This is a genomic window from Streptomyces sp. NPDC006339 (assembly GCF_040612775.1).
Lineage (GTDB): Bacteria > Actinomycetota > Actinomycetes > Streptomycetales > Streptomycetaceae > Streptomyces.
In genome coordinates this window covers 1-15,173 of record NZ_JBEXQW010000059.1, presented here as the reverse complement: position 1 = coordinate 15,173, position 15,173 = coordinate 1, and the positions used below count along the sequence as shown (strand labels likewise).

At 69.3% G+C, this 15,173-nt stretch carries 14 protein-coding genes; 2 read left to right on the top strand and 12 right to left on the bottom strand.

Annotation, left to right across the window (positions count from 1 at the left end):
- Positions 1–172: 172 nt before the first annotated feature.
- From ABZ135_RS33370 to ABZ135_RS33330, 9 genes are all read right to left on the bottom strand, one after another.
- A complete protein-coding gene (locus ABZ135_RS33370) occupies positions 173–1,408 on the bottom strand; it encodes an MAB_1171c family putative transporter (protein ID WP_356701204.1) in 1,236 nt (411 codons plus the stop codon).
- Positions 1,409–1,557: 149 nt separating this feature from the next.
- Positions 1,558–2,076 carry a hypothetical protein gene (locus tag ABZ135_RS33365; RefSeq protein WP_356701202.1) on the bottom strand — a complete coding sequence of 173 codons (519 nt, stop codon included), beginning with the start codon at positions 2,074–2,076 and terminating at the stop codon, positions 1,558–1,560.
- Positions 2,077–2,987: 911 nt separating this feature from the next.
- The gene (locus ABZ135_RS33360; RefSeq protein ID WP_356701200.1) at positions 2,988–3,422 is read right to left on the bottom strand and encodes an NUDIX domain-containing protein; all 435 of its coding nucleotides are present in this window, start codon (positions 3,420–3,422) and stop codon (positions 2,988–2,990) included.
- 274 nt (positions 3,423–3,696) lie between these two features.
- Positions 3,697–4,062 (bottom strand): MazG-like family protein, encoded by a 366-nt coding sequence (locus ABZ135_RS33355; protein ID WP_356701198.1) that lies wholly within the window; start codon positions 4,060–4,062, stop codon positions 3,697–3,699.
- 16 nt (positions 4,063–4,078) lie between these two features.
- Complete coding sequence (locus ABZ135_RS33350; RefSeq protein ID WP_356701196.1) at positions 4,079–4,855, bottom strand: PIG-L deacetylase family protein; 777 nt, start codon at positions 4,853–4,855, stop codon at positions 4,079–4,081.
- Between the two features lie 170 nt (positions 4,856–5,025).
- A complete protein-coding gene (locus ABZ135_RS33345; RefSeq protein ID WP_356701194.1) occupies positions 5,026–6,678 on the bottom strand; it encodes a methyltransferase domain-containing protein in 1,653 nt (550 codons plus the stop codon).
- Complete coding sequence (locus ABZ135_RS33340; RefSeq protein ID WP_356701193.1) at positions 6,675–7,973, bottom strand: MFS transporter; 1,299 nt, start codon at positions 7,971–7,973, stop codon at positions 6,675–6,677. The genes ABZ135_RS33345 and ABZ135_RS33340 overlap by 4 nt, the downstream gene beginning before the upstream one ends.
- Positions 7,970–8,482 (bottom strand): NUDIX domain-containing protein, encoded by a 513-nt coding sequence (locus ABZ135_RS33335; protein WP_356701191.1) that lies wholly within the window; start codon positions 8,480–8,482, stop codon positions 7,970–7,972. Before ABZ135_RS33335 ends, ABZ135_RS33340 begins: the two co-directional genes overlap by 4 nt.
- A gap of 93 nt (positions 8,483–8,575) precedes the next feature.
- Positions 8,576–10,519 (bottom strand): ABC transporter ATP-binding protein, encoded by a 1,944-nt coding sequence (locus ABZ135_RS33330; protein ID WP_356701189.1) that lies wholly within the window; start codon positions 10,517–10,519, stop codon positions 8,576–8,578.
- Positions 10,520–10,865: 346 nt separating this feature from the next.
- Between ABZ135_RS33330 and ABZ135_RS33325 the strand changes: the two genes are divergently transcribed.
- Positions 10,866–11,417 (top strand): NUDIX domain-containing protein, encoded by a 552-nt coding sequence (locus tag ABZ135_RS33325; RefSeq protein ID WP_356701187.1) that lies wholly within the window; start codon positions 10,866–10,868, stop codon positions 11,415–11,417.
- Positions 11,418–11,486: 69 nt separating this feature from the next.
- On the opposite strand, the gene ABZ135_RS33320 is transcribed toward ABZ135_RS33325, so the two are convergent.
- The 3 genes from ABZ135_RS33320 to ABZ135_RS33310 all read right to left on the bottom strand — a co-directional run bounded on the left by ABZ135_RS33320 (position 11,487) and on the right by ABZ135_RS33310 (position 14,457).
- Positions 11,487–12,614 (bottom strand): hypothetical protein, encoded by a 1,128-nt coding sequence (locus ABZ135_RS33320; protein ID WP_356701186.1) that lies wholly within the window; start codon positions 12,612–12,614, stop codon positions 11,487–11,489.
- 80 nt (positions 12,615–12,694) lie between these two features.
- The gene (locus tag ABZ135_RS33315; protein WP_356701184.1) at positions 12,695–13,537 is read right to left on the bottom strand and encodes a TauD/TfdA family dioxygenase; all 843 of its coding nucleotides are present in this window, start codon (positions 13,535–13,537) and stop codon (positions 12,695–12,697) included.
- 26 nt (positions 13,538–13,563) lie between these two features.
- On the bottom strand, positions 13,564–14,457 hold the full coding sequence (locus tag ABZ135_RS33310) for an amino acid--tRNA ligase-related protein (protein ID WP_356701182.1): 894 nt from the start codon (positions 14,455–14,457) through the stop codon (positions 13,564–13,566).
- A 436-nt stretch (positions 14,458–14,893) separates the two neighbouring features.
- Between ABZ135_RS33310 and ABZ135_RS33305 the strand changes: the two genes are divergently transcribed.
- A complete protein-coding gene (locus tag ABZ135_RS33305; protein WP_356701180.1) occupies positions 14,894–15,028 on the top strand; it encodes a hypothetical protein in 135 nt (44 codons plus the stop codon).
- Positions 15,029–15,173: the final 145 nt, after the last annotated feature.

Sequence of the window (15,173 nt, the reverse complement as noted above, 5' to 3'; positions counted from 1 at the left end):
CACTTACGGGGCGGAGCAAGAGCTATCAGTCCGCATGACCCACGGTACCAGCCCACTTCATGCGGCGGACGGTGCCAAATCTCACGCACTGGCATTCAAGATCGATATGCCGCTGGGTTCACGGGGCTGGAGAAGGTCGAACCGGGAAGGCAGCCCGTGCAGCTCATTGCACCTATTGAACTGCTTCGGATTCCAACCCTGCCGAGCGCAGGAGAAGATCCTGAGTCTCCCCCTCAGTGACGCGCGAGTAGGCCGTGCTGACTCGCGCTAGCCATACGGCTTCACTCTGGGAGTCAACGAACGGCTTCTCTCTCAGAGGGGTACTGGCGCGCGGATTGGCTGGCCTGGTGTCAGCTGACAGGAGTGCGGCCTTAAACCAGTATGCTTCCGCGGCCGGCTCGGGGTCGGGGTGCGAGGCGGTAGTGTCCTCTGCGGCGAACATCAAGTCTCGTGGAGTGTAATAGCGCAGTTTTTCGCTGGCATCAGCGATGTCCTGAGTCCAGCGGTCCAGTCGGACATCGATGGGGACGCGTATGCGCGTGAGTTCTGCGAGGCGCCGTCCAGGTGGATATAGGCTCGTCCCGGGAAAAGCCTTCACCAGGTCAAACCAGAGTGGATAAATCTGGTACAGAGTGCGCCAGATTCTCCACCGGGCCACCGCCGCGCGGGTGGTCGGAATGCTCGCGCCGACCGCAACGATCAGAAAGAGCAGGTTCATCCAGACCGCTGTGGCATCTACCAGTAGCTGCACTGTGGAGCGGCTCAAGGGGGATATGACCGCAGTCCAGAGGATGGCGACGCGGGCCAATGTGTGAGTTAGACCCATCCACATCGAAATTCCCATCAAGCGCAGACCTATACGCATGCTTCTGCCCTCGGCCTGTCGCGCAGCTCTAGTCCACTGGTAGCCGCATACCGCGGTTGTGATGAGCGGGAAGAAGTAGAAGACGGTCATGTAGACCGCGACTCCCCATTGGCCGGCGTGGTCAATGAGGAAATTTTGGCTCGGTGTGCTGCGGTCCACCACGGTAAAGAACAGGACCGTGAGAAGCGTGACGCCTATCGCGCCCGCCGTGTAAGAGGCGCGGGCGATCCGACGCGAGACCGCTACGTGCCGGGGCACGACCGCCTCCGAGCTCCTCCCGTAGCTGGTGGCGACGTAGGTCAGGGCGGCGATGATCGCTGCGGTACTGGCGAAGTGCCTGAGCAGGGCGCTCAGATCCACCACAGGAATGAGAGTTGCCGCATGCATGGCTGCTGGCGTGTAGAGCCACAGAGCCACAGCGAATCCCGCGTAGCCACCCCAGAGTGCACGACGGTGGGCATCGGCGTAGCGGACTGCAGGGAATCGCCATACGGCGATGACGGTCATTACGATCGCAGTCAGGTATTTAAAATAGTCGAACACGTAACCAGTGGGTGTCTATGCGGGCTGCACATTGTGCCGTCCCGGGAGGTCAGCCGAGTGTAGCCCTAATTGCCAGAAGGTGGACTATGTGATGGTCCGGAATTCGCGCCCCCGGAAACCGTTCCTTAGTGACTGACGGCCGATTACGTTTAATGTCGGCGCCGCAGTGGAGCGACTGGATGGGAAAGTGAAGCCTCCAGGAGGCTAATCATGTCGTCTCCCGCGATTGACTGGCGGCGCGCCAACCGCTTTATCAAGGAGGCGGAAAGCTCGGCCTGCCTCTCCTCGGGGCTGCCAAAGTCCACGCGCCCTTGAATCAGAGCCGAAGGGAAGCGGCGAAGTACTTCCTGCCGAATCCGTTCGGGGACGTATCGCTCGATCTCGGCAGCCGTCAGCGAGGTCCCATGGTTCAGCCATTCGTGCGCGAGTTCATGAAGGATGATGTGCTCGGTCTGATTGCGACTCGAACGGCGCCGATAGAGAATGATCGTGAACTCCGGCGTCTTTACTCGAAGGCCGCATGCCGAACCCAAGCCCCCGTCGGGATCATCCAGTGGCACCAGCTGGATCTGGCGACCCAGCACGCTCTCCATGTTCTGCACCAGCGCCTCGACGCTGAAAGGAGCGGGGATAGGGAGATCAGCGAGCAGCCTCTCACATTCCTTCACGAGGGTGCGCCGTGACGTGTCCCTGCGCCAACGCATGTCGCTCCAGTGAGATTCCGCTGAGGTGTTTAACTGGCCCCGTCCCGATACCCGTACGCGAGACTAGCGGTCAGGAGCTTGTGCTTGAGGCGTGCGGGTGGTTAGCCGGCAAGCCGTGCCCACTGATCGTACAAGGCGGAAAACGCGATCTTTACGGGGCCGCGTGTTGTGAAGGTCACCCAAATCACCTTCCGACCTCGATTTCAAGATCGAAATTGAGTGGTGACACCTAAATGGATCTTTGAATGCTGCTGAGGTGAGGTCGGTGGAGGGGTTCGATTCCCGAGGCGTAAAGCGAGGGGTGCCTCCTTGTGGTCGCTTTCTCTCGCCCGGTGCACGCGGTTGGTGCCCACCCAGCTGCCGGCCGCCCGCTGGCGACGAGGGCGGTGGGGCAGGGCCGGGCGGTCGATCCGCGGGTGCCGCTGCCATTCTCGTGCCCAGTGAGGGCTCGGGGCCTGGGCGGCGACACCGGCCTCGATTTCGGGGTGAAGCCCGGGCTGGCGTCCCGGCAGCTACTGGTCGTAGGCCCATGCTCGGCCGGTCTGGCGGCACTCCTCGACGGGGAATGGGTGCGATGCTGGCCCGCATCCGCGCGGGAACGAGTCGGGCGAGCCCGCGCTCGTAGACGGTGGTCCCCACCTGGCCCTCGGGGTCGAGGGCTGGACCATGGCGGCGGCCCGGCCGATCGTGACCTGAGGCGCCGAGAGTCCACTCCCTTGGCGAACGGGCGGACCTGCCCGATCCGCTCCGAGGCCGGCCGGTTCTACCTTGGCAGGGCCCGGAATCTTCATTCCAAACGGTACTCGCTGTGCCAACTGGGCGGGCTGTGCATCGGCTGCCCGCTGCCTTGATGGGGCGAGGCGAATACGTGTGGGTCAGTTCTGTAGGCGCCCGAGCAGCGAGCCCTGGCCGGACTGGAGCACGTGGGCGGTCTCCAGCGGGATCCAGAAGCACTCGAACCGGGTCGGCTCCTGCTCGCCGTCGTGGTCCTCCTGGCTCGGCCAGCGCTCCGGGCTCGGCTCGGCCAGCTTCAGGTGGAAGACGTGCCGTTCCTGGATTTCGGCCCGGTACGGGCCCATGTCGTACTCGGTCACGCCGAGCTTGCGCACGATCTCGAAGTTCTGCAGGCCGGTCTCCTCGCGGGCCTCGCGCAGCGCAGCCGCCTCGGGTGTCTCGCCGTCTCGGATGCTGCCGGCCGGGACCTGGACGCCGACCTCCTCCCAGGAGAAGTCGACGTGGCGGTGGACCAGCAGCTTCCCGTCGCGCACGATGTAGCACAGCGCCTTGGCCTTGATGGCCTTCTCGGGCACGAGGTTCTCCTCAGGAGTCGTCGGATCGCGCACGCCGGTCACACCCGAAGTCGGGCGACGAGGACCGGTCGGGACGGAGGCGCTGAGTCTAGGTCTCGCGAGGAGCTCCGGACGGAGTCCGCAGCGGCCGAAGAGACCTGCACTGTGGGGCTGTCGCCGCACTCGTGCGGCTCTTTGAGGATGAGCGCCCTGGCCGCCGGCTGAGGAACGCTGGAGAACACGCCTCCTGGTAGGTCCTCTGTCGTGTGGCCTCCCGGCGGCCCTCATGCGCTGGTCATGCCCCTTCGAGGGGTGGCGCGCCGGCGTCCTCGTCCAGAGTGAGGAATTTCGCGGCCCTCTGGGCGAGCAGGGTGTTGAAGAAGGCAGGTGCCTCGTCACCGAGCATCCGGTGGAGTGAGACCAGGCCGGTGATGGCGGTATCGGCGACCTCCTCCTGGACGTGCTCCCAGGTGTGGCTCTGCCCCTTCCGGGGGTTGGTGGCCCAGGTGCCAATCACGGCCTGGGCCGACTCGCCGACCTCCTCGGTGAGTTTGAGGACCTGCAGGGTCCACTGCTGCTCTGCGGGGATCCCCCGCGCGGTGTCGAGGGTGGTGAAGAGCTCGGCCAGTCGGCCGATGGTCTCCCACGGAACGGTGCTCAAATCCGGGCTCCTTGGTCTAAGCGGTCAGTGCTGACAACGGAATCGCCGCAGGTCCGGCGGACAGGCGGGTGAAGTACTCGGTCCTGATGATCGACTCCCGCGCTGCGGCCGGCAGGCGGGCGAGGATGCCGGGCAAGGGCCGTTCCTTGGCGGCTTCGCTCTTGTGGGCGAGGATGGCGCGCTCCTTCTGGTCGAGCCAGGGGCTGACGTCGACCGCGGCGGTGATGTGTTCGTCCGGAACGCTCAGCGTCGTCTTGCCGACGCGTTTCATGAGCGTGCCGAGCAGGCCGACCCCCGAGTGTGGGTGCGTGGCTGCGTAGAGGGCCTGGGGGCGCCAGGGTGGTCCCGCGTCGGGGAAGCGGTGTTCGAGGCCGGCGGCGTGGAACGCGAGGACGGTGGCCTGGTGGGTACGGATGTGATCGGGGTGGCCGGTCAGCTGACCGTAGGCGTCGTGGGTCACGACGACGGCTGGACGTACGGAGCGGATTTGCTCGACGATCCGCTGGACCACCTCCTCCATCGGGGCGTCGCACAGCCGCGGCCGGCCGGGTGCGGAGTCGGGGATGCGGTGGTCGGCGAAGCTGAGCATCCGTGGCTTTCCGGCGCCCAGGATCGCGAGCGCGTCGGCGAGTTCGCTGGCTCTGTGGCTGTCGGCGGCCCAGGTGGCGGTGACCACGGCGGTCGTCGCGCCGGCGGCGGCGTGTTGCGCGAGGACGCCACCGGCCAGCAGCGCCTCGTCGTCGGGGTGACCGAAGACTCCGAGCAGGGACGGAAGGGAAGGGGATGGGGGCACGGCGAGGGGCGCCTTCCTGCGAGGTCTGGCAAATGGACGGCTTAGTCGCGGCCAGGGGAGGCGAAGGGCTGGAAGTGGGCGGGCGGATGGTCGAGGGGAAGGCCCGGCTGCCAGGCCGTCAGGCACTGGCTCGATGGGACGAACAACGGCTGAGGAAGGGCGCCTTGGGGTCAGAAGCGCCAGTCGCCGATGGCGTCTTCGCGCTGCCCAGGGACGCCGGACCAGCGGGTGACGAGGACAGGAACCGTCACCCGCACGACGCCGCCGACACGGTCGAGGAGCGTGCCGAGGACCTGTACACCGGTGGGGTCGGCGACGAGGCCGGCTTCCTCGGCGAGTTCGCGTACGGCGGCCTCCGTGAACGTCTCGCCCGGCTCTACGGAGCCGCCCGGGAGTTCCCACGTGCCCCGTCGGTGCTTCCCCAGCAGGAGGCCGTCGGGTCCTTGAACGATCACGCCCACCCCGACAGCGGCGTTCGGTGGGGGAGGGGTAGCCGAGCGGGCGCGGCTCGGCACCCGCTCGGGGCGGCGGGCCGTGTACAGCCGGTACGACAGCGGCTGGCCGTTGGGGGAGTCGATCGTCGTGACCGCCTCCATGATGAGGCCGTGGTCCACGAGGAGGTCCTCCCACAGCCGCGGTTCGAGGACCCACATGTGCATCTGGTGCTCGGTATCCGTGCCGGGCAGCCGCAGCACTTCGAGGCGCGCGGTGACGGAGTCGGACGGGCCGTCGCCGTGTGAGTTGGTGTGCAGCGCGCTGAACACAAGCCGCCCGCCGGGCTTGAGGCTGTTGGCCAGGGCGGGCAGAAGGCGGTGCGGGTCCAGGAAGGGGACGCCGCTGATGGAGTAGATCAGATCGTAACGGTCGGCTTCTCGCAGGTGGTCGACGGCGTCGGCGCACACCAGGTGCAGGCGGGGGGTGTCGGGGTAGCGGGCGAGGGCGCGCTGGTGCTGGGTGGGGGAGGCGTCGACGGCGGTGACGTGGGCGCCGAGGGCGGCGAGCCGGGCGGCGTGCCGGCCGACTCCGGCTCCCAGGTCGAGGACGCGCAGGCCGGTGACCTCGCCGAGCACGTCGGTGCCGGGTCCGGCCTGCGGGATGTCCCAGGCCCATTCGTCCAGCTCGGGCAGGTCGAAGGTCCGGCCGAGCTGGTGACGGCCGTAGAGGGCCCAGATCTCGGCGATGTGCTTCTCGATGTCCAGCACGGGTGTCTCCTCCGGTCGCGGGTGGCGTTCAGGGCTCAGGGGCCGCAGGGCGTAGCAGCGCAGGACGTCGAGGTCGGCGGTGCGCACGACGGACCAGCCGGTCGTGAGCAGCTCGGCGTCCGCGGGCGGGATGCCGAGTCCGAGGAGAGCTGGGTCGGTGGTTGTGCGGCAGCCGGCGATCTCGGTGACGACCCAGAGGGTGCCGCCGGGCGCGAGGAGCTGGCGGACGCGGTCGAGGAAGCCGGGCTTGTCGTCCATCCACCGGTAGACCAGGCGGCAGGTGATGAGGGCGTAGGCCGGTTCCGGGAGAATCGTGAGGTCGTCGGTGGTGATGTCCGTGCACTGCCAGGTGGGCCCGGGTCCGGTGTCCTGGGCGGCGGCGAGCGCGAGTGCGCTGGGGGAGCAGTCGACGCCGGTCGTGAGGTAGCCGAGCTCGTGGTGGAGGTGGCGGGCGAGGCTGCCGTCGCCGGTGCCGATGTCGAGGGCGGGACGGCCCTTGCCGGGGCCGAGGTGCTCGGCCATCAGCTGCTTCTCGGCCTCGCTCAGCTGCCGGCAGCGTCGGCCGTCGGCCCAGAGCGGCTCCCAGTAGGCGGGGCTCGCGGTGGAGGCGGTGGTGGTCATGAGGCTCCTTCTCGGGCGGGCGGCACGGCCGCGGGTGCGGGCGGGGTGGGCATGGTCCGCAGAGTGCGTACGGATGAGGCCAAAAGCAGGAGGACCGGCACGACCTGGAGGAGGGCGCCGACGGCGAGGACGGTCGGCACGTCCACGACGAGCACGAGCGCGCCGGCGGTCGCGGCGGCCAGGGGGCGGCTTCCAGCGGTCACCGTGGTGCTGACCGCCTGCATCCGGCCCTGAAAGGCCGGGTCGCACAGGATCTGGCGCAGGGTTCGCTGCGTGACTCCGGCCGCAGTCGCCCAGAACAACTGCACGAAGAGCGTCGCGGCCAGGGCGATCTGCCAGCCGCGGCCGGGCCCGGCCAGCAGGAGCGGCACCTGGGCGAGAGGACTGACCGCGAACCCGGAGACGATCACCGGTCCGACGCCGAACCGGTCCGTGATCCGTGAGGTGAGCAGCGCGCCGGCCAGACTGCCCATGCCTCCGACGCCCATGATCACCCCGAACGCTGTCGGGGAGGCGCCGAGCGTGGTGAGCAGGTAGTACGCCCAGAAGGTGTTCATCAGCGCGAGGCCGAAGGACAGCACGGAAAGTGCCGCGATCACCGTACGGATCGTCGGCTGCCCGATCACGTACCGCACGCCTGCGGCGATGTCCCGGCTGAGCCCGTGCCGCTTCTTGGCCTCGGCGGGGACCGGGTGCGGCTTGGGCACGCGGATGTGCCGGACCAGCACGGCTGAGGCGAGGAAGGAGGCGGCGTCGACGAGGAGCGACTGCGCGGCCCCGACGGCGCCCACGAGTGCGGCGCCCGCGTTGCTGCCCGCGCTGTCGGCCACCGAGGACGTCGCGCCCAGCCGGGAGTTGGCGTCGTGTAGCAGGTGCGGAGCGACGATGGCCGGCAGGAGGCTGATCGCCGCAGCATCACGGACTACCTTCGCCGCGCCGACGGCGAGCGTCACCCCGTACAGCTGGCCGATGGTGAGTACCTCGGCGAGGGCGGCGGCCGGGACCGTGGTGAGCGCCGCGGCGGCCACCAGGTCCGAGACGAGGAGCTGGAAGCGCTTGGCGTGGCGGTCCGACAGGGCGCCGGCCCACAGTGCGAGCGTGCTGGGAAGCTGGCCGAGGAACGCGAGCGTTGCCACCTGTCCGGCGGTGGCGCGCAGTTCCAGGACCGCGAGCGCGGGCAGAGCGATGGCGCTCACCCCCGAGCCGGTTAGGCTCACGGCCTCGCTCCCGAGCAGGTACCGATAGGCCGGGATCGTCCAGGCAGAGGTTTTCCGGGTGTCGGCGACGTCCGTCACAGGGGCCCACCGCCGGCGGTCAGTTCGGGGGCGGTGACGTTGGCGTACTGGTGCCCGGCGGTGAATTGGCGCAGGACCTCGTGGGTGAAGGGGTGACAGTCCTTCGGCGGGCTGGCGGGATCCACCCAGACCAGCTCGGTGTGCGTGTCCGGCTCCCGGTTGTATGGCTCGCCCTCCCACTCCCGCACCAGGAACACGACGCCGGCCACCCGTTCTCCATCCGAGGCGTGCAGGTGGACCAGCTGGCACAACTCGAGCCGGTCCGGGACAACACGGATGCCGGTCTCCTCGGCGAGCTCGCGTGCCGCGCCCTCGTCGAAGAACTCCCCGGCTTCGAGACGGCCGCCGACGACGGTGAGCAAGCCGGGCGAGTGCCAGGAGCCGGGCTGGTGGCGGACGGTGAGCACCCGGTCGTCACTGGGGTGCTGGAGCAGGACCATGACGTGGCTGATGCTCCGGTACACCGCGTGAGGGGCGGAGCTGTGGGCGGCGGTGGGGTCTTCGGCCATCGGGAGCCCTTTCGGTGAGGACGGGATCGGCGGCGACGGGGCAGCCGCCCCGGCCGTTGCCGACTGGGGCGGGCCCAGGGTTAAGGCCCTGGGTCAGGCGGGGCGGTTCACGTCATGGCCGGTGCGCTGCTCCAGTTCCCACAGGGTCCGGAACAGGCCGGGTTCCTGGGTGAGCTGTTCGTACGTTCCCTCCTGTACGAGGCGGCCCCGGTCGAGGACGACGATCCGGTCGGCGACGGCGACGTTGGCGAGCCGGTGGGTGATCAGGAGGATGGCCCGGTCCTTGGCCAATTGCCGTAGCCCGGTGAAGACGTGGTGCTCGGCACGGGCGTCGAGGGCGGCCGTAGGCTCGTCCATCACGAGCAGGGCGGCCTGCCGGTGGAAAGCCCGGGTCAGGACGACGCGCTGCCACTGCCCGCCGGACAGCTGGTGGCCTCCGAACCACTCAGACGTCAGCAGGGTGTCGAGCCCGGACCGCAGCTCGGGCAGCATGTCCGAGGCCCCGGACGCCTCGCAGGCCGCCAGGAGGGCGGCGTCACTGGTGTCGCCCTGCCCAAGGGTGACGTTGTCGCGGAGGCTGAGCGGAAGGTAGGTGAACCGCTGCGGGGCGAGCGCGACGTGCTTCCACGCAGCCCACGGCTCCAGCCGCGCCGTGGTCGCATGGTCCCAGGCGACCTCTCCGGAGGTCGGCAGCAGCAGGCCGCAGATCAGCCGGGACAGAGTCGTCTTCCCCGACCCGTTCTCCCCGACCAGCGCCACGATCTCACCACGCCGCACCTGCAGCGACACCCCGGTGAGGCTGTTCTTCTGCGCACCGTCGTACCGGTAGGTGACGTCGCGGACCTCGAACCGCTCCGGCGCCGCCGGCAGCAGCTCCGAACCGCGCGAGGCCGTCATCGCCTGTCCATGGGCGTTGTCGAGGAAGTCCTGCCAGTCCTGCACGTACCAGCCGGTGCGCACCAGCCGGGCCCCGCCGTTGATGATGCCCCGCACGGAGCTGGTCGCCGTCTGCAGAGCGAAGACCGCGCCGCCCCCAGCGGCCAGGTCCATCCGGCCGGAGACCAGGAGCCACAGCAGCGTCGCCCAGACCGCCGCCGACGCCACTCCGCCGGCCGCCGCCCCGACCAGGCCCATCCAGGCCCCGGTGCCGGCCGCCTTGCGCTCGGCGGCGTTGACCGACGCGGCGAGACGCCGGTAGCGGCCCAGGAGAAACGGGCCGGCCAGGCAGGCCCGCATCTCCTCGCTGGACTCCATGTAGGACATGTGCCACCGCAGCTTGTGCAGCATCCGGCGGCGCCCCGACGTCTCCAGGCCCGCCAGGTACACCACCCGCGCCGCCCGCACGTACGCGGCGGCCTGCGGCAGGCACGCCAGGAGCAGCAGAGGAAGGAGAAGGGGGTGGATCACGGCGAGGACGGTCGCGCCGGCGGCGAGGCTCGCGGTGGCGGCCAGCACGTCCTGGGCCTCCTCCACGAGGTCCGGGGTGACCGTGGCACCGCGGTCGGCGATGTCATACGAGTCGTTGTAGCCGGGCTTGTTGTTCGCCGCGGCCTCCGCGCCGAGCGCTGCCTCGACCATGCTCACCTCCGCGGCCCGGGCGAGCACCGGCCGCAGCCGGCCGGTCAGCCACGTCACGATGATCCCCAGCAGGGCACGCAGACCGGTGGCCGCGGCGATCACGCCCAGCTGCGGAGCCGCCTCCCGCAACCGCTCCGTGATGTCACCGGAGGCGATCAGCGCGGTGAGCGTCCCGGTGACGGCGAACAGGCCCAGAGCGGCCAGCACGCCAGACCCGATCTGGCACGCCAGCAGCCCGGCCGTCGCACCCCGGTCCACCTGCCAGGCCATGGCCAACGACCGCCCTACCAACAAGGGCAGACGCCGGGCCATCGTGGCGGTCGTCATCTGCTCGCCGGCCCGCAGCCGGGACTCGTCCCGGAACCGGAACTCCTCCTCCTGCACCGTGCTCGCGTTCTCCGGATGAGGGCCTTCGCCTTCGTCTGCGCTCGCCTGCTTGGATGTGCTTTCCACGGTCAAGCTGTCCCCCTGTCTCGTGGGCGGGTCCGGTTCGCGAGGCTCAACGAGCCAGCCGGAATATCGAACGTGTGTATTTCGGTCGAGCGGGAAACCCCGGGATGGCGCGGGCGCAGGAGCGTGAAGAATGCATCGACCCGCTTCCCGCAACAGGAGTGCATAGGAAGGTGATTGGCCGAAACGCCGACGGAGCCGCTGCGGGTGCCGCGACCTCGACCCGCCTTATAGAGTGCGGACTTCCCCGTACGCCGCGCACCTTCACTGGATCTGACTGTGCACGTGCTCGTCGCCCGTATCCGGGCAGCTGTTCATCGGGAGCGTTCCTCCCAGGCCGGCGTGGAGGTGACCCATGGCGATCACTGATTCCGATATCTCGGACGCCCTTCGTAGCTATTTGGAGCGTTACCCGGACGAGGTCGAGCAGCTGTCCGAGCCCCTGCGACTTCTGGCGCAAGGACGGGACTTCGCTTCTCGGCGCAGGTTCCCCATGCACGTCACCATCGGCGCCCTGCTCGTCCGCGACGACGCCGAGATCCTGCTCATCGAACACCTCGACTACGGGATCACCCTGCAGCCTGGCGGCCACCTTGAGCCGACCGACACCACGCTGGTCGAGGCGGCCGTGCGCGAGCTGACGGAGGAGACCGGCGTCGATCCCCGACAGGTCTCCGTGGTCTCGCAGGCTCCTGTCTACGTCGAGTACGGCAGGGTGCCGGCCCGGCCCCAGAAGGCGGAGCCGGAGCACTATCACCTGGACATTGGATACGCCTTCACCACAGTCCGCGGTGAGGTCGGACGCATCCAGGAGTCCGAGGTGACCGGCGCTGGCTGGTACCCGCTGGAGGTGGCCGAGCGTCGTGTCGGGCACCGCATCAAGCGGGCAACCGCCGCGCCGGCCTAGACCGACTGCCTCCCTCGCTACCAAAGGACGGGCGTCGGGGGGGCGGGGATCCGGGTGGGACTAACGGAGTCAAGGGCTGAGGACGGTGAAGGGGACGGCAGGGAAGCGGCGGCCGTTGATCTGTAGGGCGAGGGAGTAGGAGCCCGGTGGCACAGGCCATCGTGCGGTCGAGCGCAGCCGGTGGCTCTTGGCCAGGTGCAGTGGCTTGCCAGCCTCGACTCTGGCGCGGCGCAGGAAGGACACTTTCTCCCGTGGCTGGCCGTTCTGCCCGGTCGTGGTGATCACGATCATCACGTGGACCGGCGCGCTGACGGAGGCGGTGAGCGCGGCCGAGAAGTTCAGCGCGTCGCCGTCGCGTAGCTCGGTGCGTTCCAGGGTGAGAGGGGTGAGTTCGATGGGTGCGTCGTGGGCGTAGCCGAGGATGCCGTAGGCGGGCGGCCAGCCTTCTTTGAGCCGGCTGCGCAGGGCGCCCCGGGCGATGAAGGTGAAGTGCTTGTCGCTGACGCGGCCCGACCGCTGCCATCGTTGAAGAGTGGCCAGCACGAGGTCGGGGTGGGTGGTGGCGACGTCGTTGAGGTGGTTGGCGACCGAGGTGCGCACGTACAGGTGGGTGTCGTCGTAGAGCTGTTCCAGGACGGGCAGCGCGAGGTCGGCGGGCGGCGCGATCCGCGGGGCCCAGGGCAACAGCGGACGGGGAGCCTCGCTCGCCAGTCTGCGTACCCGGAAGTCGTTATCGACGGCCCAGGCGCCGATGGCCTTCATCGTCTCGTCGGGGAAGGCGGCGAGAAAATGCCGCACGGGCAGCTCCGCCGAGAAGTACCTGGTCATGCGTGCAAGGGCAGGAAGCGCACGGTCCAGATGGTCGGCGGCCCGCATGTAGCGGGCGACGTAGTCGGAGTGGGGCGCGTAGACGTGCAGACCGAAGTCGTTGGTCACGCCGGCTGCCTCGGGTGTCGGCGGCAAGGAGCGCAGCAGAATGTCGAGGGCGTCGGGGCCGGTGACCGGAAGGTGGGCGTGCAGTCCCTCACTCGTGCGGGCGATCCTGGCGCTCAGCTCCAGTCGGGGAAGGTCCGCCATCACTGAGTGCACGAAGCCGGCGGAGTCGAACTCGGGACAGACTGCATGGACTTCGTGGCCGATGCGGGCGATGCGCTCGGCGTTGAGAGCAGTCTCTTTCAGGGGAACCTTCACGGTCATGGGCAAACCCTAGGGTCGGCGGTGGAAGCGGGGCTCGCGTTCCCGTCCCGAGTCACGCGCGGTGTGACGCCGGGCTTCGGCTATCGGACGGTGGCGCGATACAGCAGCCGACGGTGGCGGGAACTGTCACAGGGGGAGGCGGTGTGGAGGGTGGCGAGGTTGTCCCAGACGACCAGGTCGCCCTGCTTCCAGCGGTGGCTGTAGACGTACGGGGCGCTGGTCGTGTGCTGCAGCAGCTCGTCGAGCAGGGCCCGGCTCTCGTTCTCGGCAAGCCCGGTGATACCGCTGATCACCATGGACCCGAGCAGCAGCGAGCGTGCGCCGGTGACCGGGTGCGTCAGGACGAGCGGGTGCTCCACCTCCGCGTGGCCGACCAGGCTGCCGGCCGCGATCGACGACTGGCCGCCGCCGGACTGGGTCTGCCGGACGCCGAGCTGCTCGATGGAGTGCACCGCACGCATCCCAGCGGTGCGCTGCCGCATCGCCGGAGGAAGGTCGGCGTAGGCCCGGGTGGCGTCGGCGAAGCGGGTCTCACCACCCTCGCCGGGGGTGATGACCGAGTACAGCAGGGTGGCGGCGGTCAGCTGGGGCTTGAAGGAGTTGTCGGCGTGCCATTCCTCCTCTTGGTCGCCGTCGTAGATGCCGATCGGCGTGCCGCCCTGGTGGACGTTGGAGACGACGGTGAGGCCGGGGAATCCGGGGACCGTGTAGCGGCGGTCGGTGGCGGTATCCACGGTGCCGAACAGGGAGGCGGCGGCGAGCAGGTCGGCGTGGTTGAGGTGCTGGCCCGGCAGGACCAGTACGCGGTGGCGGTTCAGGGCGTCGGTGAGTGCGCGCGCTGCGCCGGATCCGGACGTGCGGGCGAGGTCGGTTTCGACGCGGGCGCCGAGTCCGCCGGGCAGCGGGGTGATCGCGAGGTCCATCCTGCCTCCAGGGTGGGAGTCGGCTGTCAGAACTGGGGGGACTGGAGGAACGGGGTGATGTCGCGCAGCCCGGCGGAGGCAGCGCACAGCCGCTCGATGCCGATGCCGAGGCCCGCGGTGTCAGCGGGCACGAGTCCGGCCTCGACGGCTTCCTGGGCGAGCCGCTGCTCGTCGTCGTAGAGCCCTACGGCCTTGGCCCGTTCGGTGAAGGCCGTCGGGTCCGTCTCGTCGGTGTAGCCATGGACGAGCTCGATGCCGTCGACGATCAGCTCGAACCGCTCCAGGACGGCGGTGGTCCCGGAGGCCCGGCGGGCGCACGGTTCGTCGCCGCCGGTCGGGTAGTCGGTCAGGAACACCGCGCGGCCTGTGGTGCCGGCCTCCAGTTCGCGGGAGATGTAGCGGCCGAGGACGTCGCGGAACGGCTCGCCCGGATCGGCGCCGATGCGGGCGGCCATGAGCGGGTGCAGGCCGCTGATGGGCTCGGTGCGTAGGTCGATGTCGAACTCGGTGTGGACGTGGTCGGCGATCGAGAGCCGCTCGGGGGTGTAGGAGGGCAGGTGCGGGCCGACCATGCGCCAGGCGAGGTCGATCAGGTCCTCGAAGCCGAGGTGCGCGGCGTACAGGTCGAGCATCGTGAACTCGGTGGCGTGGAGGGCGTCCGGGGGCTCGGGCCGGAAGCACGGGCCGATCTCGTACACCCGTGGGAGGTCGGTGTTCACGTTGACGCGCAGAGCCGGGCCGATCATCGCGCGCAGGTACCGGCCTTCGTGGAGGCCGACGGGTGCGCGGCGGCCGGACCCGAGGTCGGCGCGGCGGGCGACGGGGGTGACGACCTCGGTGAAACCTTCGTCGTGCAGCAGGGCCCGCAGGCTGCTCAGCACGCGAGCCTTGGCGCGGATGGGACCGGGTAGCACAGACATACGTCTTCCTCTCAACTCGACCTTAATTAAAGGAGGTTGGGGATCCGAGAGCGGCTGGACGGTGCGGCCCTCTCGGAGCGCCTCAAAGTAGCCGTACGCCGCCGAAGCGCAGAAGGCCGCGCACACCGGCCGAGCGGTCCGCTGCGCGGAAGGTGGCCACGATTCCAGCAGCTCGCATGGGTGTTGTCCCAGGTCAGCGGCAAGGTAGGCGCAACGGGCATGCAACGCCCCGGCGCACCTGGCGCAACGCCGTGACCCGTTGCCGGTGCCCCTGGCGGAGCCCTAGCGTGATGGCACGGCCAGCCCGGCGCGACGGCTCCACCAGCGCCCTCGGCGCAGCGCCCGGCCGGCTCCTTCGAGCCGCGCTCATCTCTGGCTCGACCATCCGATTCACCACGCGTGGCCGCGGCATGCCCGCGGCCCGAGAGGAGTGCACATGGACAACAACCTGAAGCTGGGGATGCGCCCGGGCGAGGGCGTCAAGCTCGGCATGCGTCCGGGCGCGGTCGCCGTGAAGCTCGGCATGCGCCCGGGCGTCAAGCTCGGCATGCGCCCCGGCATCGCCGCCTGACCCCGATCGGCCGGATCGGCTGACGTGCAGCTGCTGGCGGTGGGGCGGGGCAACCTGTGGGGCGTGCGGGCGGCCGCCCGGGTCGGCTTCGCGGTACTCGCCATGGAGATCGCGGTGCTGATGGTCTTCGTGGTGTCGGCGATCG

Bases quoted from the DNA above. Each gene is read 5' to 3' on its own strand.
- ABZ135_RS33345 (WP_356701194.1), bottom strand. From the start codon at position 6,678: ATGACCACCACCGCCTCCACCGCGAGCCCCGCCTACTGGGAGCCGCTC.
- ABZ135_RS33325 (WP_356701187.1), top strand. From the start codon at position 10,866: ATGGCGATCACTGATTCCGATATCTCGGACGCCCTTCGTAGCTATTTG.
- ABZ135_RS33310 (WP_356701182.1), bottom strand. From the start codon at position 14,457: ATGTCTGTGCTACCCGGTCCCATCCGCGCCAAGGCTCGCGTGCTGAGC.
- ABZ135_RS33305 (WP_356701180.1), top strand. From the start codon at position 14,894: ATGGACAACAACCTGAAGCTGGGGATGCGCCCGGGCGAGGGCGTCAAG.
- ABZ135_RS33320 (WP_356701186.1), bottom strand. From the start codon at position 12,614: ATGACCGTGAAGGTTCCCCTGAAAGAGACTGCTCTCAACGCCGAGCGC.
- ABZ135_RS33315 (WP_356701184.1), bottom strand. From the start codon at position 13,537: ATGGACCTCGCGATCACCCCGCTGCCCGGCGGACTCGGCGCCCGCGTC.
- ABZ135_RS33335 (WP_356701191.1), bottom strand. From the start codon at position 8,482: ATGGCCGAAGACCCCACCGCCGCCCACAGCTCCGCCCCTCACGCGGTG.